Source organism: Niveibacterium umoris (assembly GCF_014197015.1).
Classification (GTDB): Bacteria; Pseudomonadota; Gammaproteobacteria; order Burkholderiales; family Rhodocyclaceae; genus Niveibacterium; species Niveibacterium umoris.
Window position 1 is genome coordinate 233,036 of record NZ_JACIET010000001.1, and the last position, 19,828, is coordinate 252,863.

The following is a 19,828-nucleotide window of genomic DNA, read 5'->3' on the forward strand; positions in this document are numbered from 1 at the left end:
CTCATCGCCGACCGTCCCGCGCATGCATTCTGCGAAGCGCGGTCCGAGCCAGACGTACCGGACGAACCCAAGCAGTATATTCAACATGGTGTTGCAAGGCAAAACCCCGTCCGCCCCTCCTGCCGTCCAGCGCCTCGTCATCGATGAGCATGACGCTGGCCAAAGGATCGACAACTTCCTCATCCGGGTCTGCAAGGGCGCACCCAAAAGCCTGATCTACAGGATTCTTCGCAGTGGCGAAGTGAGGGTGAACAAGGGGCGGATCGATCAGACCTATCGGCTGGCGCTCGGCGACGAAGTTCGCATTCCACCGCTGCGACTGGCGGAGAAGGCTGACAAGTCGGCTGTGCCCGGTCGTGAATTTCCGGTCCTGTTCGAAGACGATGCGCTGCTGGCAATCAACAAACCGGCAGGAACGGCGGTGCATGGCGGCAGCGGCATCAGCTTCGGGGTGATTGAACAGTTACGGCAGCAACGGCCGGAGCAGCGTTTTCTCGAGCTGGCGCATCGCCTGGATCGCGAGACCTCCGGAATCCTTCTGATCGGCAAGAAGCGTGCGGCGCTGAGCCGATTGCACGATGTGCTGCGCGAGGGCGGCCTCGATAAACGATACCTGGCTCTGGTGTCGGGCAAGTGGCCCAATCCGGTTCAGCACATCAAGCTCGCGTTGACCAAGTACCTGACCGAAGACGGCGAACGTCGCGTGGCGGTCGACAAGGATGGCAAGGCGTCGCACAGCATCGTCCGACTCGTTGCGCGCTGGGAGCGATTCAGTCTGGTCGAGGTGCAGATCAAGACCGGCCGCACCCATCAGATCCGCGTCCATCTGACGCATCTGGGTTTTCCGCTGGCAGGCGATGACAAGTACGGAGATTTCGCCTTGAACAAGGCGTTGCAGAAAGAAGGTCTGAAGCGGATGTTCCTGCACGCAGCCAGTCTTGTCGTGCCGCACCCGGTGAGCGGCGAGCCGCTTGAGCTTGCTGCGCCGCTTCCCGACGAACTGGCGCAGTTCGTGGCCCATCTGGACGCCAGCGAGGCGCGCAACTATGGCTGAGCGCCGTTTTGACCTGATCGTTTTTGACTGGGACGGCACCCTGATGGATTCAACGGCGTCCATCGTCAGTGCGATTCAGGCGGCTTGCGCGGATCTGGGTCTGCCGGTGCCCACGCGCGAAGCGGCGAGCCATGTGATCGGGTTGGGTCTGAGCGATGCTTTGCACACGGCGGTGCCGGAACTCGACCCGGCGGACTACCCGCGCATGGTGGAACGTTATCGCTACCACTACTTCGCCCGCGACGGGCAATTGGTGCTGTTCGACGGTGCAGAGGAACTGGTCAGCCAACTGCGGGCTGCGGGTTACATGCTTGCCATTGCAACCGGGAAGAGTCGAGCTGGCTTGGATCGGGCGCTGGCGTCGACCGGTATCGGTCCGCTATTCCAGGGCTCCCGTACAGCGGACGAAACCCACTCCAAGCCGCATCCCGCCATGTTGCTTGAGCTAATGGATGAATTTGCGGTGCCGGCCGCTCGTGTGCTGATGGTGGGGGATACGACGCACGATTTGCAGATGGCGCAGAACGCCGGCACGGCGGCTTTGGGAGTCAGCTATGGCGCGCACCCGGCAGAACAACTTGTAGCTGCGGCGCCGCTGGCCCTGCTGCATTCGGTCGCGGAGCTTGGCGAATGGCTGGCAGCGAACGCCTGATCTGCGCCAGCGACGCGGTGCTGGAGGGGGGCGACGGCGTGCGCTTTCCGATCGAAACCGCGTGGGGCGACCGCACCGGGTTCGTGGTTCGTTACCGCGGCCAGGTCCGCGCCTATGTAAACCGCTGCGCGCATGTCCCGGTGGAGCTGGACTGGCAGCCGGGCAAATTCTTCGACGACAGCGGCCTATACTTGATCTGCGCCACGCATGGCGCCCTCTACGACCCGGCAGGCGGTTACTGCCTTGCAGGGCCTTGTCGTGGAGGTCGATTGCCTCAACTTGAAGTCGTCGAGCGCGACGGAAACGTATTTCTCATCGAGCAGGGTGAATGAGCGAACTTAACTGGGAACGAAAGCTGGTCGAAGATCTGGCGACCGAGGCACTCAAGGAGCAGCGTCGGCGCCGACGCTGGGGCATCTTCTTCAAGTTCCTCGGTGTCGCCTACTTTGGCGTGTTTTTGTGGATCATGTGGTCGGGCCGCAGCCCGGACGGTGTCGACGGACACCCGCACACCGCAGTCATCGAGCTGGATGGCGTTATCGCGGCAAACAACCCGGCAAGCGCTGCAAGGGTGAATTCCGCGTTGCGCGAGGCGTTCAAGAGCGATGCCGTCAAAGGCGTAGTTCTCAAGATCAACAGCCCGGGCGGGAGCCCGGTGCAGGCCGGAGCGATCTACGATGAGATTCGCCGGCTCAAGGCGGGCAAGCCGTCGCTGCCGGTGTACGCGGTCGTCGAGGAGTTGTGTGCGTCCGGCGGTTACTACGTCGCGGCGGCGGCCGACAGGATTTATGTCGACAAGGCCAGTCTGGTTGGCTCGATCGGCGTGATCATGGATGGCTTCGGCTTCACCGAAGCGATGCAGAAATTCGGCGTCGAACGGCGCGTGTATACCGCTGGCGACAACAAGGCGTTTCTTGATCCATTCTCGCCTTCCGTGCCCAAACACGTTGAGCACGCGAATTCGATGCTGCAGGAAATCCACGCTCAGTTTATCGACGCCGTTCGCAAGGGACGCGGCAAGCGTCTGAAGGAAACGCCCGAGATGTTTTCCGGGCTGGTCTGGACCGGCGCGAAGAGCATCGAACTCGGGCTCGCGGACGCTACTGGCACCGTCACTTCGGTGGCGCGCGACGTGATCAAGGCGGAAAAGCTGCGCGACTATACCGAGCGTGAGCCGGCATTCGAGCGCTTTGCGCGACGCTTTGGTGCTGTGGCTGCAGAGGCACTGTCCAGCGGATTGGCTGAGACGCGCTACCGCTGATCTTGGCGCCGCTGACAGGCGGTGGTGGGCCGTTGGTCAGCTGTCGGCCAGCAACAGGAACACCGTGGGGCGACGATCAAGTTCTGGCGGCGAGCGGTGTTTCCACTCCGAGACGCGCCGGGTTTCGATCCATTCGCCTGCGGTTGTGACTTCGCGCGCGACACACAGGCGCGTATTGGGTGCGAGGCTGGCAAGCAGCGCCGCGAACATTGCTTCGTTCCGGTAGGGCGTTTCAATGAAGATCTGCGTTCGGCGGAACTTGCGCGATTCTTTCTCCAGATCCTTCAGTGCTGCCTGCCGCTCGGCTTCCTTGATAGGCAGGTAGCCGTGAAACGCAAAGCTTTGTCCGTTCAGCCCGGAAGCCATCAAGCCTAGAAGCAGGGATGACGGACCGACCATCGGAACGACTCGGATGCCGTGCTTGTGCGCCGCTTCAACGAGCGCCGCGCCCGGATCCGCCACTGCGGGGCAACCGGCCTCGGACATCAGGCCGATGTCGTGCCCCTGCAGGGCGGGCGCCAGCAGCGACTCCAACGAATTGCCCGTCGCGTGTTTGGGTAACTCCGCGATGGACAGTTGCTGGAGCGGCGTCGGGTGTTCCAGGCGTTTCAGGTCCACGCGTGCCGTTTTGGCGTTCTCGACCACGAAATGCGTGATGCGCCGCGTTGTTTCGAGCGCACCGGGGGGGTGGAGGTGGGCGGAATCCGCTGGTCCAAGCCCCACAGGAATCAGAATCAGCCGGCCGTGCATCAGACGACCTGAACGCCCGCGTCGCGCAACAGCCTGCTCAGCGCGATCAGTGGCAATCCGACCAGCGCATTCGGGTCGTCACCCCGGATATGCTCAAGCAGCGCAATTCCGAGGCCCTCGGACTTCGCGCTGCCCGCACAGTCGAGCGGCATTTCGCGACCCACGTAGCGTTCGATCTCATCGTCGCTGAGGGTCCTGAATCCGACTTCGGTCGGTACACAGAGTGTCGTTGCCTTGTCGCTTTGAGTGTCCAGCAAACAGACGGCAGTGTGGAACGTGATCGATCTTCCGCTCATCTGCCGCAGTTGGGCTTGTGCGCGTTCGGCGGTACCCGGTTTCCCGAAGCGTTCGTCGCCAACACTGGCGACCTGGTCTGAGCCGATGATCAATGCATCGGGGTGTCGCGAGGACACTGCGCGCGCCTTCTCTTCCGCCAGACGAATGGCGGTGCTTGCCGGCGCTTCTCTGGGTAGCGGGGATTCGTCGGTCTCTGGTTTGTCCGTTTCAAACGGCAGGCCCAGTTTTTCCAGCAGTTCTCGCCGATAGCGAGACGTGGAGGCGAGGATGATTTTGCGCATCGGGGCTGGCGGACGGTTGCTGCACGGCACGTCGCCTTTGACAGGGAAGGGGAACGATAATATCATTGCACGTTTATGTCGCAATAGCTGGACGACTTCTTCATGACGCTCATTGCCGATCCGCTTGAATTTGCTCAGCGCGGCGAGCGTCTGCAGGGAAGTGTCGAGCTGAAGGCGTTGTCGCGGTTGGCCGACGAGTTGGTCGATCGTGAGGGTTCGGTCAAGTTCGAAGTGTTTGGGGTTGTGGTCGGTGATGATCACTTCCTTGAAGTGTCGATCGAGGCCCAGCCCCGCGTGCAATGTCAGCGTTGCCTGCAGTCGCTTGCTCTTGATCTGGCGCTTCAAGTGCGTTTCCTGCTGGTGCCGCCGGGTGAGGTGATTCCGGACGACGAGTTGGAGGAGGATTCCTTCGACGCGATCGCAGCAGAGCGAAATCTTGATGTGCTGGCTTTGATCGAAGACGAGTTGCTGCTCGCGCTGCCGATCTCGCCGCGACATGAAGTGTGTGATACCCCGCAACCCCGCGAACGGGACGACAGCGCGTCGCCCTTCGCCGCGCTGGCGAGCCTGCGCGGGGCCGGAAAGAAGAGTTGAGCCCGTTCTGCTAAGTCAGACGGGCCGGGTTTTTGAACAATTGAGCGAAGGAGCATCAACATGGCTGTTCAACAGAACAAGAAGTCGCCGTCGAAGCGCGGTATGCATCGGTCCCACGATTTTCTGACCGGCCCGGCAATCGCTGTCGAAGCGACCTCTGGTGAAGTGCATCTGCGTCACCACGTGTCGCCGTCCGGCATTTATCGTGGCCGCAAGGTCATGAAGGCCAAGGGCGAATAAGAAGTTGATTCGAACGGACGGCGCCAGGGTGCCTGGCGCCGTTTTTGTTCGTCTATTCACTCCAGTCCCATTTCGATGCAGGTAACTCTCGCGATCGACTGTATGGGCGGTGACTTTGGCCCGTCGGTCACACTGCCAGCAGCCCGCCAGTTCCTGCGCGATGATCCATACGCCAGCGTACTGCTGGTTGGTCGCCCGGATGCCATCGAGTCCGAGGCGAAAAAGCTAGCCTCTGAGTTTTCTGGGCGTGTGCGATTCGTGCCGGCGACGCAAGTCGTCGAAATGCACGAGGCGCCTGCCACCGCTTTGCGATCCAAGAAGGACTCGTCCCTGCGTGTGGCGATTGACCAGGTCAAGACTGATCAGGCGCATGCCGCCGTCTCTGCGGGAAACACGGGCGCGCTGATGGCGATCGCGCGCTTTGTGCTTAAGACCCTTGACGGCATTGACCGTCCCGCGATTGCAACGATTCTGCCGGCCTTGAAGGGCCAGACCTATGTTCTGGATCTTGGGGCAAATGTGGATTGCTCGGCCGAGCATTTGCTGCAATTCGGCATCATGGGATCCATGCTCGTGTCCGCGCTTGAGCATAAGGAGCGGCCGACCGTCGGATTGCTCAACATCGGGGAAGAGGCGATCAAAGGCAATGAGGTTGTCAAACAGGCGGCCGAATTGCTCCGGGCGAGTGGGCTGAACTTTTACGGCAACGTTGAGGGCGATGACATCTTCAAGGCGACGACTGATGTCGTCGTGTGCGATGGCTTCGTCGGAAACGTTGCGTTGAAAGCCTCCGAAGGCGTTGCCCAGTTCATGGCAACGACGCTCCGTGAAGAGTTCACGCTGAACTGGTACGCGAAGGTGATTGCGTTCCTGGCGCTGCCGGTCCTCAAGCACTTCAAACAAAGAATTGATCACCGCCGCTATAACGGTGCAGCGTTGCTTGGCCTGCGTGGCGTAGTGTTCAAGAGCCATGGCTCGGCCGACGCATTCGCTTTTGAACACGCACTGCGACGTGCTGCCGAAGCAGCGCGGAATCAGGTTGTTGAACGCATTGCTGAGCGGATGACCGCGCACCGAGCCGCAGAGGGAGTTACGCCTTGATTTATTCGCGCGTAGTGGGTACCGGCAGCGTTTTGCCTGGGAATCCGGTTTCGAACGATGAACTGGTGGCTCGCGGAATCGAGACGTCGGATAGCTGGATCATCGAGCGCACCGGTATCCGCTTTCGCCATATTGCCGAATCGGGGCTCACCTCCAGCATGCTTGGCGCCGAGGCTGCCCGGCGCGCGCTGGATGCGGCGGGGCTTGCGGCATCCGATGTTGATCTCATCATCGTTGCCACGTCGACGCCGGACAAGGTGTTTCCGAGCACGGCTTGCTTGGTGCAGGCGGCGCTGGGTGTATCCGGGTTTCCTGCATTTGACGTGCAGGCGGTCTGCTCCGGATTTGTTTACGCACTGACGATTGCAGACAAATTCATTCGTTCTGGATCGCATCGCCGCGCCTTGGTGATCGGCGCCGAAGTTTTCTCGCGGATCATTGATTGGGAGGACCGGCGGACCTGCGTCTTGTTTGGAGATGGCGCTGGTGCTGTGGTGCTGGAGGCTTCAGAGCAGCCAGGCATTCTCGCCACCGCCCTTCGCGCGGACGGGAGCCAGCACGAGATTCTCGAAGTGCCTGGCAACATCCGCAATGGTCATGTCGAGGGATCGCCCTTTGTGCACATGGATGGCGCGGCGGTATTCAAGCTCGCCGTCAGGGTGCTGGGCGATGTTGCGCAAGAGGTGCTGGATCAAGCGGGCCTCACCACCGAGCAACTCGACTGGCTGATTCCGCATCAAGCCAATATCCGGATCCTCCAGGCGACGGCAAAGCGACTGCAGTTGCCGACCGAGAAAGTCGTCGTCACCGTAGATCGTCACGGGAATACCTCGGCCGCTTCAGTGCCGCTTGCGCTTGATACCGCTGTGCGTGATGGACGTGTCAAGGCCGGCCAAAACGTGATGCTGCAGGGTGTTGGCGGCGGATTCACTTGGGGCGCAGCGCTGCTGCGCATGTAAGGACTGCACGGGGTCAGAATGAATTTTGCATTTGTGTTTCCAGGGCAGGGATCTCAGTCCGTCGGCATGATGGCGCCGTATGGTCAGGCAGACGTTATCCGTGCCACATTCGACGAAGCTTCGGCTGCGCTTGGGGAAGACCTTTGGGCGATGGCCGCTGAAGGGCCGGTTGAGCGTCTCGCGCAGACGGTCAATACCCAGCCCCTCATGTTGACGGCGGGTGTCGCAGTCTGGCGCGCGTGGTGCGCTGCGGGTGGGCCCGCCCCTGCGGTTGTTGCAGGTCACAGTCTTGGTGAGTACTCAGCACTGGTTGCGTCGGGTGTACTCGATCTCAAGCAAGCGGTGCCTCTTGTGCGCTTGCGCGCTCAGGCAATGCAGGACGCAGTGCCTGCGGGCACCGGGGGCATGGCGGCCATTCTCGGTCTGGCGCCGGAACTCGTGGCGCAAGCGTGTGCGCAAGCAGCTGGCGATGAGCAAGTGGCCGCAGCCAATCTCAATGATCCCAATCAGATCGTGATCGCAGGTCACGCTGGTGCGGTGGCGCGCGCGTGTGACGCAGCCAAGGCGCTCGGTGCAAAGCGAGCCCTGCCTTTGCCCGTCAGCGCACCGTTTCATAGTGCGCTGATGCGTCCTGCGGCAGAGCGTCTCGCATCTGCGCTGGAGGTCATCGAATTTCGCACGCCTGCAATCCCGGTGGTCAATAATGTGGACGTCGCGATTGAGACCGATCCCGCGCGAATCAAAGACGCGCTCGTGCGTCAGGCTTACTCGCCGGTACGCTGGATCGAAACGGTGCAGAAAATAGCGTCGCTTGGATCGAGTCATGTTGTCGAGTGCGGCCCCGGCAAGGTATTGATGGGCTTGGTAAAGCGCTGCGGCGCCGGACCCGACGCGCTGGGCATTTTTGATGCCGACAGCTTTGCAAAGGCTCTGGATCTGGTGAATGGGGTGGCTGTATGACGCTGCTTGAAGGTCAGGTTGCGCTCGTAACGGGCGCGAGTCGAGGCATTGGTCGGGCAAGCTTGCTGGAGTTAGGGCGCCAAGGTGCTGTCGTGGTTGGCACGGCGACTTCGGATACGGGCGCCGCTGCGATTTCCGCGGCCCTGGCCGAGGCGGGCGTGCGCGGTGCAGGAATGCGCCTCGATGTGACGAACGCTGAAGAGTGCGAAGCCACGATCAGTGCCATCGAGAAGGAGTTCGGGGCGGTTTCGATTCTAGTAAACAATGCCGGCATTACTCGCGACAACATTGCGATGCGAATGAAGGACGACGAGTGGGATGCGGTGCTCGACACCAATCTCAAGGCGGTGTTCCGCATGTCAAAGTTGGTGATGCGTGCCATGATGAAGGCGCGCTATGGTCGGATCGTCAATGTGACCTCAGTGGTTGGGTCGTCCGGCAATGCAGGTCAAGCCAACTATGCCGCTGCGAAGGCCGGCGTGGCGGGGATGACCCGCGCGCTTGCACGGGAATTGGGTAGCCGCAATATCACCGTCAATTGTGTTGCACCCGGGTTCATCGATACCGACATGACTAAGTCGCTCGGCGACGCGCAACGGGATGCCTTGCTCGGACAGATTGCGCTCGGCCGTTTGGGGCGACCGGAGGAAATTGCGGCGACAGTTGCCTTTCTGGCATCCCCGGCCGCCAGTTACCTTACCGGAGTTACGCTACATGCCAACGGTGGCATGTATATGGCCTGAACATCAATTAGGTGTCTAGGCAGGATGGGCTTTTGCCCGTTTCTTGTGGTTACTTTTTGATAAAATGTGGCGGTTTTTACGCCCGTAAATAGAGAAGGAGTAGTGTCAATGGAGAACATCGAACAACGCGTCAAGAAGATCGTTGCCGAGCAACTCGGCGTCAACGAAGCTGACATCAAGAACGAGTCTTCCTTCGTGGATGATCTGGGCGCTGACTCGCTGGATACCGTTGAACTGGTCATGGCGCTCGAAGAGGAATTCGAGGTCGAGATTCCGGACGAAGAGGCCGAGAAGATCACCACGGTTCAGCAGGCAATCGACTACGTCGTTGCCAACAAGAAGTAATCAGATTTTCTAATTGAAACTGGATCCGGAGCGCACTTTGGGCGGTCGTAGAGTCGTCATCACCGGTCTCGGCATTATCAGCCCGGTCGGTAATTCCATCTCCGAAGCCTGGGACAACATCCTTAATGGGCGTTCCGGCATCACTCATGTCACGCGTTTTGATGCTTCGGTCTTGCCGGTGCAGATTGCCGGCGAAGTAAAGAACTTCGACGTAACGACGTACGTCTCTGGCAAGGAGGCGCGTCGCTACGACAAGTTTGTGCATTACGGTGTCGCAGCGGCAATCGATGCGCTCAAGGATGCGGGCATCGGCGAGCATCCTGAAAATGCCGAACGTATCGGCGTTTGCATCGGTTCCGGCATCGGTGGTTTGCCGATGATCGAGGACACCTTGCGCGCAGCATTTGAGGGCGGTGCGCGCAAGATCTCGCCCTTCTTCGTGCCTGGGTCGATCATCAACATGATCTCAGGGCTGTTGTCGATCCAGTACGGTTTCAAGGGGCCCAATTTCGCCACAGTCAGCGCTTGTGCGACTGGCAATCATGCTATCGGCGAGGCGCAGCGTCTGATCGAGTACGGTGATGCTGATGTCATTGTTGCCGGTGGGGCTGAGGGCACCGTGTCCTTCCTTGGAATGGGTGGCTTCTGTGCGGCACGCGCGCTTTCGGGGAGAAACGACGATCCCGCCGGTGCCAGTCGTCCGTGGGATGAGGGCCGTGATGGGTTCGTGCTGGGCGAAGGCGCCGGTGTGCTCGTGCTCGAAGAGTACGAACATGCAAAAGCGCGTGGCGCAAAGATCTATGCAGAGCTTGCCGGCTACGGCATGAGTGCAGACGCCAACCACGTTACGGCACCGTGCGAGGATGGCGAGGGCGCATCGCGCAGCATGCGCAACGCGCTCCGCAACGCGAAGACCGACGTTGCCGAGATCGACTACATCAATGCGCATGGCACTTCGACGCCGCTCGGTGATCTGGCCGAAACGGTGGCGGTGAAGCGTTGTTTTGGTGATCACGCGTACAAGCTCGCAGTGAGTTCGACCAAGTCGATGACTGGGCACCTGCTAGGCGCCGCTGGCGGCATCGAGGCGGTGTTCACGACCCTTGCAATTCGCGATCAGATCGCGCCGCCGACGATCAATCTCGATTCGCCCAGCGAGGGGTGTGACTTGGATTACGTGCCAAAGGTGGCCCGCAAGATGAAGATCGATGTTGCTATGTCGAATTCATTCGGTTTTGGCGGCACCAACTCGACACTGGTGTTCCGCAAAGTCTGAAGACCGGGCTGGGAATCACGATGAGGCTTGCCGGCGAAATTCGTCCGCAAGCCTCAGTCTTTTTCTGGGGCTTGCTTGTCGGGCTTCATGCGTGCGCCTTGCTGCTTTTGAACTTCCCAGGCGTTTCGGGCGTGGCACTCGGGCCTGGGTTGGTCGCGGTTTGCGCGTCTGCAATGCTCGCATACCGTGCTTGGTCCGCGGCTCGTGGGCTTGTCATCACACTCACCGATGAAGGCCAGATCCACGTCCGCGGTCCGGGCTGCGAACCGCAGGCGATAGCGCTCAATCGCGAATCGAAGGACTACGGTTTCTTTGTCGTGCTGTGTTGGCGGCGTCCCGCGTCCGGAGGAATGCTGCGGCTGTGCTTGACGAAAGCGGCGCTGACTGATGCCGAATGGCGCTTGCTGCGTAGCTGGTTACGTTGGCGCGCGTTTAACGCTGATTCGTCCAGCGCTCCATATCCTTCGGCCAGCGAGCATTTCTGAGTATCGTCGGCTTCCCCTTGGGGAGCATATCGGGATAGTCGCGGCTGTAATGCAGCCCTCGGCTTTCTTTGCGCAGTAGTGCACCGCGCACGATCAGTTCAGCGCTGACAACTAGATTCCGCAGTTCAATCAGGTCGTTGCTGACGCGGAAGTTGGCATAGAACTCGTCAATTTCCCTGTGCAGCAGCGCGATGCGGTGCTGTGCGCGTTGAAGGCGTTTGGTAGTGCGGACGATGCCGACGTAATCCCACATGAAGCGGCGGAGTTCGTCCCAGTTGTGCGCGATCACCACTGATTCATCTGCGTCGGTCACCTTGCTCTCGTCCCATTCCGGAAGGTCGTCAGCGATCGTGCGCGGATGATCAATGATGTCCTGTGCCGCGGCTTCTCCAAAGACCACGCATTCGAGCAAAGAGTTGCTCGCGAGGCGGTTCGCACCATGCAATCCGGAACACGCGGTTTCTCCGACTGCGTATAGACCGGGGAGGTCGGTCCGTGCGCGTAGGTCGGTGAGGACGCCGCCGCAGGTGTAGTGCGCAGCGGGAACGACCGGAATCGGTTCGCGCGTGATGTCTATGCCCAACTCCACACAGCGGGCGTAGATGTTGGGGAAATGTCCCTTGATGAAGTCTGCCGGCCGGTGACTGATGTCCAGGTAGACGCAATCGAGGCCGTGGCGCTTCATCTCGTAGTCGATTGCGCGGGCAACGATGTCGCGCGGCGCAAGTTCGCCGCGCGGGTCGTGATGCGGCATGAATCGGGTGCCATCAGCCAAACGGAGCAACCCGCCTTCCCCCCGAACGGCCTCGGAAATCAGAAACGATTTCGCCTGCGGGTGGTACAAACAAGTCGGATGAAACTGGATGAACTCCATGTTCGCGACCCGACAGCCCGCACGCCACGCCATCGCGATGCCATCGCCGGTCGCTGTGTCAGGGTTGGTGGTGTAGAGGTACACCTTGCCGGCGCCTCCAGTCGCAAGCACGGTATTGCGGGCCGCAAAGGTACTCACCCGATCAGCAGCGATGTCCAGAATGTAGGCGCCAAGGCAGCCAGCGTTGCCGCGCCCGATGCGGTGTCCGACGATCAGATCAACCGCAATGTGATGTTCGAAGACCCGAATGTTCGGATGAGCGCGCACTTTCTGGGTCAGCGTCTCCTGCACCGCAGCGCCGGTCGCGTCGGCGACGTGCACGATCCGGCGATGGCTGTGTCCGCCTTCGCGCGTCAGGTGCATGTGCAGCGGACCTTCTTCTGCGGGTGTGAAGGGGACGCCTTGAGAGGCGAGCCACTGGATAGCTTCACGACCGTGCTCGACAACGAAGCGCGTGGCATCGTCATCGCAGATGCCGGCGCCGGCGATATGCGTGTCCTTGACGTGCGCCTCGATCGAATCCATCGGATCGACCACCGCAGCAATACCGCCTTGTGCCCATGAACTGGCGCTGTCTTCGAGTTGGCACTTGGTGACGAGGGCGACCGAATGGTGATCTGCGAGCCGCAGAGCAAGCGATTGGCCAGCAAGACCGCTGCCAAGGATCAGGACGTCGAACTGAAGCACGGGAATGACGGCGCGGGGCGCGCTACCGTGAGAAAGGGGATGCGCAAATATAGCACGTGGCCGTCGCAGGGCATCCCGTGCGGACGCGACAAATGACCCTGCTGTTGACTGAACTATTTCCATTCTGCCGGGTCTTTGCAAGCGTAAGCGGCCGCCTTCAGGGGCTGGGGTATACTGGTTTTTGCGCCACTCAGAGCGCGAACCACTGTTCTCACTACCCATTCCCATGAGCGACCGTCAGTTGGATTTGCAGTTGGTTGAGCGTGCGCAGCGCGGAGACAAGCAGGCCTTTGGTCTCTTGGTTTCCAAGTATCAGCGCAAGCTCGCGCGACTGCTTTCGCGGATGATTCGAGATCCGGCAGAAGTCGAGGATGTGACGCAGGAAGCCTTCATCAAGGCATACCGTGCCCTGCCTGCTTTTCGCGGCGACAGTGCGTTCTATACCTGGCTGTACCGGATCGGGATCAACACTGCAAAGAATTACCTGGTGTCGCAGGGTCGTCGCGCCCCGACATCGACGGATATTGATTCGGAAGAGGCGGAAGGGTACGAAGAAGGCGACTTGCTGCGCGACAACGACACGCCCGAAAGGCTGTTGTTGACCAAGCAGATCGGTGAAACCGTTAACGTGGCGATCGAGGCATTGCCGGAAGAGTTGCGAACAGCAATCGTCTTGCGGGAAATAGAAGGATTGAGTTACGACGAGATCGCCACCGTTATGGGGTGTCCGATCGGAACAGTGAGATCACGGATTTTTCGGGCGCGCGAAGCTATAGCGGAGCGCTTGCGGCCGCTGCTCGATACGAATCCGGAAAAACGATGGTGAGCGAGACATGAAAGAGCAGTTGTCGGCATTGATCGATGGTGAATTGGATGCGGACCAGGTATCGCGTTCTTGCGATGCCATCAAGGTCAATCGCGATTTGCGCAAGTGCTGGAACGAATATGCCCTGATCGGCGACGTGATGAGGGGCGAGCTGGCGCTCCGCAGTGATTTCACCGACGATGTACTGCGAAGACTGGAGCAGGAGCCGACGGTGTTGGCGCCCAGTGTCCGCGCGACCACGGCACGATCAAAAAGCGCATGGGACCGTTACTTGCCCATCGCCGCCACCATCGCCGGTGTGGCCGTCGTGGGCTGGATGGGCGTGCGCACGGGCCTGCCGGCAACGGCGCCAGCATCTGCCCATCCGACACTTGTGCGGCAACAGGCGCCCGCGCAGGATACCGAGCGCGCATACCTGTTGGCGCATCACGGCTACGCGGGGGCGCAGGCGGTGCCCGGTGTGGGCTACTACATGCGAACGGCTGCCGATGTGCAGAACGGAGAGATGGCACGATGAGGCGCGCGCTGGTCGCGTGCTGTTGCGCCATTGCCGTCATGAGTCCCGCGTCCGCGGCAGATCGCCCGGACGCTATTGCATGGCTGGGTAAAGTCAGCAGCGCCGCTGCGTCGCTGACTTTTTCTGGGACCTTTGTCTACCAGGCCGGGAAATCGTCCGAAACGTCGCGCATTGCCCACATCACTGATGCGACGGGCGACTACGAGCGACTCGAAACGCTCGACGGGCCCCCACGGGAAATCGTGCGCAGTAATGGCGAGGTCCGTTTCTACCTGCCACAAGAGAAGATCGTCATCTCTGACCATGCCATGCCGCGTCGATTCCCGGCGTGGTCACATTTTTCGCCGGATCAATTGGCCGGAAACTATGGCGTACGCATGGGGTCGCTCGACCGCGTAGCTGGCTTGCCTGCGCAGCAGGTGCTGCTCGATGCGCGTGATGGCTTGCGATATAGCCACGTATTCTGGATCGAGCCGGCCAGCGGTCTGCTGCTGAAGTCTCGCATGCTCGACGCGAATGGTGGGTCGGTCGAACAGTTTGCCTTTTCTGAAGTCACGATTGGTGGTTTGGTCGAGCGTGACAAGGTGCGTTCATCCTATGCAGTTCTCGCAAAGGACTGGCGCGAGATCAATGCGCGCGGCGAGGTCGTCAAGCCGGAAGAGAACTGGGTGACCTGCGGTGCGCATGTCCCGGGCTTCAAGCAGATCAGTGCTGTCCGGCGCAGGATCAAGGCCGGCGGCGCCGAGGCTTTGCATCTTGTTTTCTCCGATGGCTTGGCGACCATTTCGGTATTCGTAGAGCCTACATCGGGCAGTTCCACAGCGACCCTTGGAGAGAGCAGCACAGGCCCAACTCGCATATTCAAGCGTGCGCTGACGGGGCAGTATCTGGTGACTGCGCTGGGAGAAGTGCCGCCGGAAACTGTACGCAGACTGGCCGAAGCCATTGAGATCAAGCGCAAATGACGACTCGCAAGGCAATTGTTCTTCGCGTAGAAGGCGGAGCCGCGATCGTCAAGGTCGGCGCCGAAGGGGGCTGTGGCCGTTGCAATGAAACCGGGGGATGTGGCTCGGATGTCCTGGGCAAGATCTTCGGCGGGCGTTGCACGACGTATGCGGTGGAATCGGACGCTGCGCTGCAGGCTGGCGACGAGGTGGAGGTCGTCGTAAATCCGCGTGCGCCGCTCCTGGCTGCGGGCGTCGCCTATGGCTTGCCGCTTGCCGGGATGTTGCTGGGGGCGGTAATCGGATCCATCGCCGCCAACGATGCAGGCGCAGTGGCTGGCGCGCTGACCGGCTGCGTTGCGGGCGCCCTGCTAGCAAAGATGCTGGCGAAAAGGTGGGTGGCGCAGTTCAACGTTCAGGTCGTCGCGTCGAGTCCGGAAGCACTATCGGGAAGGGCGACATGAGCGTGCGCACGAACGTATTTGGAATGCTGCTTTGCCAGTTGGTCCTTGCGCTGGGTGTCTGGTCTGGTTCCGTTGCCGCTCGCGACTTGCCGGAGCTGGCGGATCTGGTGGACCGCTCGGCGCCGGCGGTCGTTAACGTAAGCACCGAGCAGATCCGTACTCGTGGCAAGCGTGCCGATTCGGATGCCAAGGATCCGATGCAGGAATGGTTTCGACGTTTCATGCCGAAGCATCCCCGGATTCCGCGCGATGAAGATGAAGGCGATTCGATGGGCTCTGGCTTCATCATTTCCGCCGACGGCTACATCCTGACCAATGCGCATGTCGTGGAGGATGCCGATAGCATCCTTGTGCGACTGACCGACAAACGGGAATTCCGTGGTCGCCTGATTGGCGCGGACAAGCGATCGGATGTGGCGCTGATCAAGATCGATGCCGTGGGCTTGCCAAGAGTTCCGGTAGGCGACAGCAGCAAGTTGCGGGTTGGCGACTGGGTCATGGCTATCGGTTCGCCATTCGGTTTCGATCACACCGTGACCGCGGGCATCGTGAGTGCCAAGGGGCGCTCCTTGCCCGACGAGTCTTTGGTCCCATTCATTCAGACTGACGTTGCGATCAACCCGGGCAATTCCGGTGGGCCGCTGTTCAATCTGAAAGGCGAAGTCGTGGGTATCAACTCGCAGATCTACAGCGAGACCGGCGGCTTCATGGGGCTTTCCTTTGCCATACCGATTGAAGTGGCAATGGACGTTCAGAATCAGCTGCGAACCTTTGGTCGGGTGACCCGCGGGCGAATCGGCGTGGTCATCCAGGAGGTCACCAAGGATGTGGCCGACAGTTTTGCCTTGAAGAGCCCGGTCGGGGCGCTGGTCAGCAGTGTGGAAAAAGGTGGACCCGCGGAGCGCGCGGGCGTTGCGATTGGCGATGTGATCCTGAAATTCGATAACAAGCCGGTCGCCACATCTTCCGACCTGCCTCGTCTGGTCGGGGCAACCCGGCCCGGCTCGCGCTCGTCAATGCAGGTTTGGCGCCGTGGCGCGGTCAAAGATGTGGCTTTGGTCGTTGAAGAGTTCGCCGATGAAGCGCCAGAACCGCGCCGCGTGCCACCCAAACGCGTGGAAGGCGCGGGGACCAATCGCCTCGGCTTGGTTGTGGCGCAACTTTCATCCGAGCAGCGACGCCACTATCGCGGCGAAATCGGGGTTTCCGTCAAGGATGTCCGAGGGGTCGCGGCGAGAGCGCAATTGCAGGGCGGGGACGTGATCCTGTCCGCCGCGCGCAAGGGGGCTCCGGTGGAGTTCCGCAACGTCGAGCAGTTCAACCGCTTTGCCGCCTCGATCGAGCAGGGCGAAAGTGTCTCGCTGCTGGTGCGTCGGGGCGATACACAGAGTTTTGTCAGTCTGCGGGTGCCAGAGTAGTCCTGAACCGCCGATCAATGGGCGTATCGGCTATACTCGCGCGTTCTCAAACCCGATGAATTCCTGAGAAGGGTGCGGCAACGCACCCTTTTTTCGTGGCATGCAGCACATCAGAAACTTTTCGATCATTGCCCATATCGACCACGGCAAGTCTACGCTTGCCGACCGGCTCATCCAGCGTTGCGGCGGCCTTTCCGACCGTGAAATGGAGGCTCAGGTGCTCGATTCGATGGATATCGAGCGCGAGCGGGGCATCACGATCAAGGCACAGACAGCCGCGCTGTCCTACCGCGCAAAAGATGGACAGGTCTACAACCTGAACCTCATCGATACGCCCGGACATGTTGACTTCTCTTACGAGGTCAGCCGATCGCTTGCTGCGTGCGAAGGTGCACTGTTGGTGGTCGACGCTTCGCAAGGTGTTGAAGCACAGACCGTGGCCAACTGCTACACGGCAATCGAGCAGGGTGTCGAAGTGGTGCCTGTTCTGAACAAGATGGATCTGCCCTCGGCGGATCCCGATAGCGCACGTCAGGAAGTCGAAGACGTCATCGGGATCGACGCAACCGAGGCGATCCCCTGTTCCGCCAAGACCGGCATGGGCATCGACGAAATCCTCGAAGCGATCATCAGCAAGGTGCCCGCTCCGCGCGGCACGGTCGATGCACCGCTCAAGGCGCTGATCATCGATTCCTGGTTCGACAACTACGTCGGCGTCGTGATGCTTGTGCGAGTCGTCGATGGCGCGCTGCGCCCCAAAGACAAGATCCTGTTCATGAGCAACGGTGCGCAGCACCTTTGCGAGCAGGTAGGTGTATTTACGCCGAAATCGGTGTCGCGGGATCAGTTGTCCGCGGGCGAAGTCGGTTTCGTGATTGCCGGCATCAAGGAGCTGACCTCTGCGAAGGTGGGCGACACGATAACCATCGCCAACAAGGCGGCGTCTGAACCGCTTGAAGGCTTCAAGGAAATCAAACCACAGGTCTTCGCAGGCCTCTATCCGGTCGAGGCGAGCGAATACGATCAACTGCGCGAGTCGCTTGAAAAGCTCAAACTCAACGACGCCTCGCTCCAATATGAGCCGGAGGTGTCGCAGGCGCTGGGGTTCGGTTTCCGTTGCGGTTTTCTTGGCCTGTTGCACATGGAGATCGTGCAGGAGCGTCTGGAACGCGAATTCGACATGGACCTGATCACGACTGCGCCGACCGTGGTGTATGAGGTCGTGCTCAGCAGCGGCGAAGTGATCAAGGTCGAAAATCCGTCGAAGCTTCCTGAAATCTCGAAGATTGAGGAGATTCGGGAACCGATCATCACCGCGACAATCTTCGTGCCGCAGGACTATCTCGGCCCGGTCATCACGCTTTGCAATCAGAAGCGCGGCAATCAGGTCGATATGCACTATCACGGCCGTCAGGTGAAGTTGATTTACGACATGCCCATGGCCGAAGTCGTCATGGATTTCTTCGATAAATTGAAGTCGGTATCTCGTGGCTATGCATCGCTTGACTACGATTTCAAGGAATACCGCACGGCAGACGTCGTGAAGCTCGACATCCTCGTCTCGAGCGAAAAGGTCGACGCCCTGTCGGTGATCGTCCATCGCGCCAATGCCCAATATCGCGGTCGTGAACTCGCGGCAAAGCTGCGCGAGTTGATTCCGCGCCAGATGTTCGATGTGGCGGTGCAAGCGGCAATCGGCTCGCACATCATCGCGCGCGAAACCATCAAGGCCTTGCGCAAAAACGTGCTAGCGAAGTGCTACGGCGGCGACATTACCCGGAAGAAGAAGCTCCTCGAGAAACAGAAAGAGGGCAAGCGCCGCATGAAACAGGTCGGAAACGTTGAAATCCCGCAAGAGGCCTTCCTGGCTGTCCTGCGAGTCGAAGACGGCAAGTAACCCTCGAATTACCAGGAGTGAATGTGGATTTCGCGTTGATTCTGTTCGTGCTTTCGGTGGTGACCGGCGCACTTTGGTGTGCGGACCGCTTTGTTTTCCGCAAGAAGCGCCCGGAAGGATCGCCGGAGCCGGTGTGGGTTGAATGGGGCGCGGGATTCTTTCCGATTCTGTTGGCGATTTTTTTGCTGCGTTCGTTTCTGGTTGAGCCGTTCCGAATTCCTTCTGGCTCGATGATTCCGACGCTTTTGGTCGGCGATTTCATTCTGGTCAATAAGTTTGCATATGGCATCCGTCTTCCTGTGATCGACAAGAAGATCGTCGATACCGGTTCTCCCAAGCGCGGCGACGTGGTGGTTTTTCGCTACCCGCAGAACCCGTCACAGGACTACATCAAACGGGTTGTCGGACTGCCCGGCGACTCGATTGAATACATCAACAAGCGCCTGCGCGTAAACGGTCAGGAAATTGCGGTTCGTCAGGTCGAGGATTACCTTCATACCGATCGGCTTCAGTACTCGCACCGATATGTCGAAAAACTTGGCGAAACCGATCACCAACTCCTGAACGACGCCGACGCGCCGCCTTTCGTGGCCCAAACGCTGCCTTATCCTGGTCGCGAGAACTGTGTCTATACTGTGGAAGGCGTTCGTTGCAAGGTGCCGCCCGGCCATTACTTCATGATGGGTGACAACCGGGATCAGAGTTCCGACTCTCGCGTCTGGGGCTTTGTGCCTGATGAAAACCTGCGCGGCAAGGCGTTCTTTGTCTGGTTCCATTTCGGGGATCTGTCCCGGATTGGATCGTTCCACTGAACCACGGAGTGATCTATGCGGAAACAACAGCGTGGGATTTCCTTGATTGGCACCTTGATTGCGGCGATCCTCATTATCGGCGCGATCATCATGGCCATGCGAATGGTGCCCGTCTATAACGAGTATTTCGCGGTTAAGAAGGCGTTGACTGCAATTGCATCTAGCGGCGACGCGTCAAGTCCCGAAGCAATTCGGAGTATGTTCAATCGCAAAGCAAGTGTCGAAGACATCAATTCTGTAACGATGAATGACCTCGCGATCAGCAAGGAGAACGGTCGTTGGATTGTCACCGCAGAGTGGCAGCGAACGATTCCACTCGTCGCGAACATAAGTTTGCTGTTCCAGTTTTCGGCTTCAAGCGCAGCAGATCCTGCAGCTGCACAATAGCAAC

The 19,828-nt window shown here is 60.0% G+C and carries 24 protein-coding genes; 21 read left to right on the forward strand and 3 right to left on the reverse strand.

Annotated elements, in window-relative coordinates:
• Positions 1-85 precede the first annotated feature (85 nt).
• Genes GGR36_RS00960 through GGR36_RS00975 form a run of 4 tightly spaced genes read left to right on the forward strand, consistent with a single transcriptional unit; the run spans position 86 to position 2,967 of the window.
• Entirely contained in the window at positions 86-1,054 is a 969-nt protein-coding gene (locus GGR36_RS00960; protein ID WP_183634848.1) for an RluA family pseudouridine synthase, read from the forward strand.
• A complete protein-coding gene (locus GGR36_RS00965; RefSeq protein WP_183630891.1) occupies positions 1,047-1,706 on the forward strand; it encodes an HAD-IIIA family hydrolase in 660 nt (219 codons plus the stop codon). Before GGR36_RS00960 ends, GGR36_RS00965 begins: the two co-directional genes overlap by 8 nt.
• Positions 1,685-2,038 carry a Rieske (2Fe-2S) protein gene (locus GGR36_RS00970; RefSeq protein WP_183630892.1) on the forward strand — a complete coding sequence of 118 codons (354 nt, stop codon included), beginning with the start codon at positions 1,685-1,687 and terminating at the stop codon, positions 2,036-2,038. Before GGR36_RS00965 ends, GGR36_RS00970 begins: the two co-directional genes overlap by 22 nt.
• Complete coding sequence (locus GGR36_RS00975) at positions 2,035-2,967, forward strand: S49 family peptidase (RefSeq protein ID WP_183630893.1); 933 nt, start codon at positions 2,035-2,037, stop codon at positions 2,965-2,967. Before GGR36_RS00970 ends, GGR36_RS00975 begins: the two co-directional genes overlap by 4 nt.
• 36 nt (positions 2,968-3,003) lie before the next feature.
• Here GGR36_RS00975 and GGR36_RS00980 read toward each other — a convergent pair whose 3' ends face one another.
• Positions 3,004-3,717 carry an SAM-dependent methyltransferase gene (locus GGR36_RS00980; RefSeq protein WP_183630895.1) on the reverse strand — a complete coding sequence of 238 codons (714 nt, stop codon included), beginning with the start codon at positions 3,715-3,717 and terminating at the stop codon, positions 3,004-3,006.
• Positions 3,717-4,295, reverse strand: a complete 579-nt coding sequence (locus tag GGR36_RS00985; RefSeq protein WP_183634849.1) for a Maf family protein — start codon at positions 4,293-4,295, stop codon at positions 3,717-3,719. Before GGR36_RS00985 ends, GGR36_RS00980 begins: the two co-directional genes overlap by 1 nt.
• Positions 4,296-4,397: 102 nt before the next feature.
• Between GGR36_RS00985 and GGR36_RS21765 the strand changes: the two genes are divergently transcribed.
• From GGR36_RS21765 to GGR36_RS22315, 9 genes are all read left to right on the forward strand, one after another.
• Positions 4,398-4,889 (forward strand): YceD family protein, encoded by a 492-nt coding sequence (locus GGR36_RS21765; protein ID WP_242533117.1) that lies wholly within the window; start codon positions 4,398-4,400, stop codon positions 4,887-4,889.
• 60 nt (positions 4,890-4,949) lie between these two features.
• The gene (gene rpmF, locus GGR36_RS00995) at positions 4,950-5,129 is read left to right on the forward strand and encodes a 50S ribosomal protein L32 (protein WP_183630929.1); all 180 of its coding nucleotides are present in this window, start codon (positions 4,950-4,952) and stop codon (positions 5,127-5,129) included.
• 75 nt (positions 5,130-5,204) lie between these two features.
• A complete protein-coding gene (gene plsX, locus GGR36_RS01000) occupies positions 5,205-6,230 on the forward strand; it encodes a phosphate acyltransferase PlsX (protein WP_183630931.1) in 1,026 nt (341 codons plus the stop codon).
• A complete protein-coding gene (locus GGR36_RS01005) occupies positions 6,227-7,189 on the forward strand; it encodes a beta-ketoacyl-ACP synthase III (protein WP_183630933.1) in 963 nt (320 codons plus the stop codon). Before plsX ends, GGR36_RS01005 begins: the two co-directional genes overlap by 4 nt.
• A gap of 18 nt (positions 7,190-7,207) precedes the next feature.
• Positions 7,208-8,149: an ACP S-malonyltransferase gene (fabD, locus tag GGR36_RS01010; protein ID WP_183630935.1), complete on the forward strand. Its 942-nt coding sequence runs from the start codon at positions 7,208-7,210 to the stop codon at positions 8,147-8,149.
• A complete protein-coding gene (gene fabG / locus GGR36_RS01015; RefSeq protein ID WP_183630937.1) occupies positions 8,146-8,892 on the forward strand; it encodes a 3-oxoacyl-ACP reductase FabG in 747 nt (248 codons plus the stop codon). Before fabD ends, fabG begins: the two co-directional genes overlap by 4 nt.
• Positions 8,893-9,000: 108 nt before the next feature.
• Positions 9,001-9,237, forward strand: coding sequence for an acyl carrier protein (gene acpP / locus GGR36_RS01020; protein ID WP_183630939.1), 237 nt, complete (start codon positions 9,001-9,003; stop codon positions 9,235-9,237).
• Positions 9,238-9,274: 37 nt separating this feature from the next.
• Complete coding sequence (gene fabF, locus GGR36_RS01025; protein WP_183630941.1) at positions 9,275-10,513, forward strand: beta-ketoacyl-ACP synthase II; 1,239 nt, start codon at positions 9,275-9,277, stop codon at positions 10,511-10,513.
• A 20-nt stretch (positions 10,514-10,533) separates the two neighbouring features.
• Positions 10,534-10,998 carry a protein YgfX gene (locus tag GGR36_RS22315; RefSeq protein WP_207064340.1) on the forward strand — a complete coding sequence of 155 codons (465 nt, stop codon included), beginning with the start codon at positions 10,534-10,536 and terminating at the stop codon, positions 10,996-10,998.
• Here the strand turns inward: GGR36_RS22315 and nadB are convergent.
• Positions 10,946-12,700, reverse strand: coding sequence for an L-aspartate oxidase (nadB, locus tag GGR36_RS01030; RefSeq protein WP_242533116.1), 1,755 nt, complete (start codon positions 12,698-12,700; stop codon positions 10,946-10,948). The two genes, GGR36_RS22315 and nadB, sit on opposite strands and share 53 nt — an antisense overlap.
• 85 nt (positions 12,701-12,785) lie before the next feature.
• Between nadB and rpoE the strand changes: the two genes are divergently transcribed.
• The 8 genes from rpoE to GGR36_RS01070 all read left to right on the forward strand — a co-directional run bounded on the left by rpoE (position 12,786) and on the right by GGR36_RS01070 (position 19,824).
• The gene (rpoE, locus tag GGR36_RS01035) at positions 12,786-13,385 is read left to right on the forward strand and encodes an RNA polymerase sigma factor RpoE (RefSeq protein ID WP_183630943.1); all 600 of its coding nucleotides are present in this window, start codon (positions 12,786-12,788) and stop codon (positions 13,383-13,385) included.
• Between the two features lie 7 nt (positions 13,386-13,392).
• Entirely contained in the window at positions 13,393-13,902 is a 510-nt protein-coding gene (locus GGR36_RS01040; RefSeq protein ID WP_183630945.1) for a sigma-E factor negative regulatory protein, read from the forward strand.
• Complete coding sequence (locus tag GGR36_RS01045; protein WP_183630947.1) at positions 13,899-14,867, forward strand: MucB/RseB C-terminal domain-containing protein; 969 nt, start codon at positions 13,899-13,901, stop codon at positions 14,865-14,867. Before GGR36_RS01040 ends, GGR36_RS01045 begins: the two co-directional genes overlap by 4 nt.
• Positions 14,864-15,310, forward strand: a complete 447-nt coding sequence (locus GGR36_RS01050; protein ID WP_183630949.1) for a SoxR reducing system RseC family protein — start codon at positions 14,864-14,866, stop codon at positions 15,308-15,310. Before GGR36_RS01045 ends, GGR36_RS01050 begins: the two co-directional genes overlap by 4 nt.
• Entirely contained in the window at positions 15,307-16,728 is a 1,422-nt protein-coding gene (locus GGR36_RS01055) for a DegQ family serine endoprotease (RefSeq protein WP_183630951.1), read from the forward strand. Before GGR36_RS01050 ends, GGR36_RS01055 begins: the two co-directional genes overlap by 4 nt.
• A gap of 100 nt (positions 16,729-16,828) precedes the next feature.
• Positions 16,829-18,625 carry a translation elongation factor 4 gene (gene lepA, locus GGR36_RS01060; protein WP_183630953.1) on the forward strand — a complete coding sequence of 599 codons (1,797 nt, stop codon included), beginning with the start codon at positions 16,829-16,831 and terminating at the stop codon, positions 18,623-18,625.
• 23 nt (positions 18,626-18,648) lie between these two features.
• A complete protein-coding gene (gene lepB, locus GGR36_RS01065; protein WP_183630955.1) occupies positions 18,649-19,437 on the forward strand; it encodes a signal peptidase I in 789 nt (262 codons plus the stop codon).
• A 15-nt stretch (positions 19,438-19,452) separates the two neighbouring features.
• Positions 19,453-19,824, forward strand: a complete 372-nt coding sequence (locus tag GGR36_RS01070; protein WP_183630957.1) for a DUF4845 domain-containing protein — start codon at positions 19,453-19,455, stop codon at positions 19,822-19,824.
• The last annotated feature ends 4 nt before the right edge of the window (positions 19,825-19,828 follow it).

What these genes read in the sequence shown, in the direction of transcription:
- GGR36_RS00960 (WP_183634848.1), top strand. Translation starts at nt 86, where the DNA reads ATGGTGTTGCAAGGCAAAACCCCGTCCGCCCCTCCTGCCGTCCAGCGC.
- GGR36_RS00965 (WP_183630891.1), top strand. Translation starts at nt 1,047, where the DNA reads ATGGCTGAGCGCCGTTTTGACCTGATCGTTTTTGACTGGGACGGCACC.
- GGR36_RS00970 (WP_183630892.1), top strand. Translation starts at nt 1,685, where the DNA reads ATGGCTGGCAGCGAACGCCTGATCTGCGCCAGCGACGCGGTGCTGGAG.
- GGR36_RS00975 (WP_183630893.1), top strand. Translation starts at nt 2,035, where the DNA reads ATGAGCGAACTTAACTGGGAACGAAAGCTGGTCGAAGATCTGGCGACC.
- GGR36_RS00980 (WP_183630895.1), bottom strand. Translation starts at nt 3,717, where the DNA reads ATGCACGGCCGGCTGATTCTGATTCCTGTGGGGCTTGGACCAGCGGAT.
- GGR36_RS00985 (WP_183634849.1), bottom strand. Translation starts at nt 4,295, where the DNA reads ATGCGCAAAATCATCCTCGCCTCCACGTCTCGCTATCGGCGAGAACTG.
- GGR36_RS21765 (WP_242533117.1), top strand. Translation starts at nt 4,398, where the DNA reads ATGACGCTCATTGCCGATCCGCTTGAATTTGCTCAGCGCGGCGAGCGT.
- rpmF (WP_183630929.1), top strand. Translation starts at nt 4,950, where the DNA reads ATGGCTGTTCAACAGAACAAGAAGTCGCCGTCGAAGCGCGGTATGCAT.
- plsX (WP_183630931.1), top strand. Translation starts at nt 5,205, where the DNA reads ATGCAGGTAACTCTCGCGATCGACTGTATGGGCGGTGACTTTGGCCCG.
- fabD (WP_183630935.1), top strand. Translation starts at nt 7,208, where the DNA reads ATGAATTTTGCATTTGTGTTTCCAGGGCAGGGATCTCAGTCCGTCGGC.
- fabG (WP_183630937.1), top strand. Translation starts at nt 8,146, where the DNA reads ATGACGCTGCTTGAAGGTCAGGTTGCGCTCGTAACGGGCGCGAGTCGA.
- acpP (WP_183630939.1), top strand. Translation starts at nt 9,001, where the DNA reads ATGGAGAACATCGAACAACGCGTCAAGAAGATCGTTGCCGAGCAACTC.
- GGR36_RS22315 (WP_207064340.1), top strand. Translation starts at nt 10,534, where the DNA reads ATGAGGCTTGCCGGCGAAATTCGTCCGCAAGCCTCAGTCTTTTTCTGG.
- rpoE (WP_183630943.1), top strand. Translation starts at nt 12,786, where the DNA reads ATGAGCGACCGTCAGTTGGATTTGCAGTTGGTTGAGCGTGCGCAGCGC.
- GGR36_RS01040 (WP_183630945.1), top strand. Translation starts at nt 13,393, where the DNA reads ATGAAAGAGCAGTTGTCGGCATTGATCGATGGTGAATTGGATGCGGAC.
- GGR36_RS01045 (WP_183630947.1), top strand. Translation starts at nt 13,899, where the DNA reads ATGAGGCGCGCGCTGGTCGCGTGCTGTTGCGCCATTGCCGTCATGAGT.
- GGR36_RS01050 (WP_183630949.1), top strand. Translation starts at nt 14,864, where the DNA reads ATGACGACTCGCAAGGCAATTGTTCTTCGCGTAGAAGGCGGAGCCGCG.
- GGR36_RS01055 (WP_183630951.1), top strand. Translation starts at nt 15,307, where the DNA reads ATGAGCGTGCGCACGAACGTATTTGGAATGCTGCTTTGCCAGTTGGTC.
- lepA (WP_183630953.1), top strand. Translation starts at nt 16,829, where the DNA reads ATGCAGCACATCAGAAACTTTTCGATCATTGCCCATATCGACCACGGC.
- GGR36_RS01070 (WP_183630957.1), top strand. Translation starts at nt 19,453, where the DNA reads ATGCGGAAACAACAGCGTGGGATTTCCTTGATTGGCACCTTGATTGCG.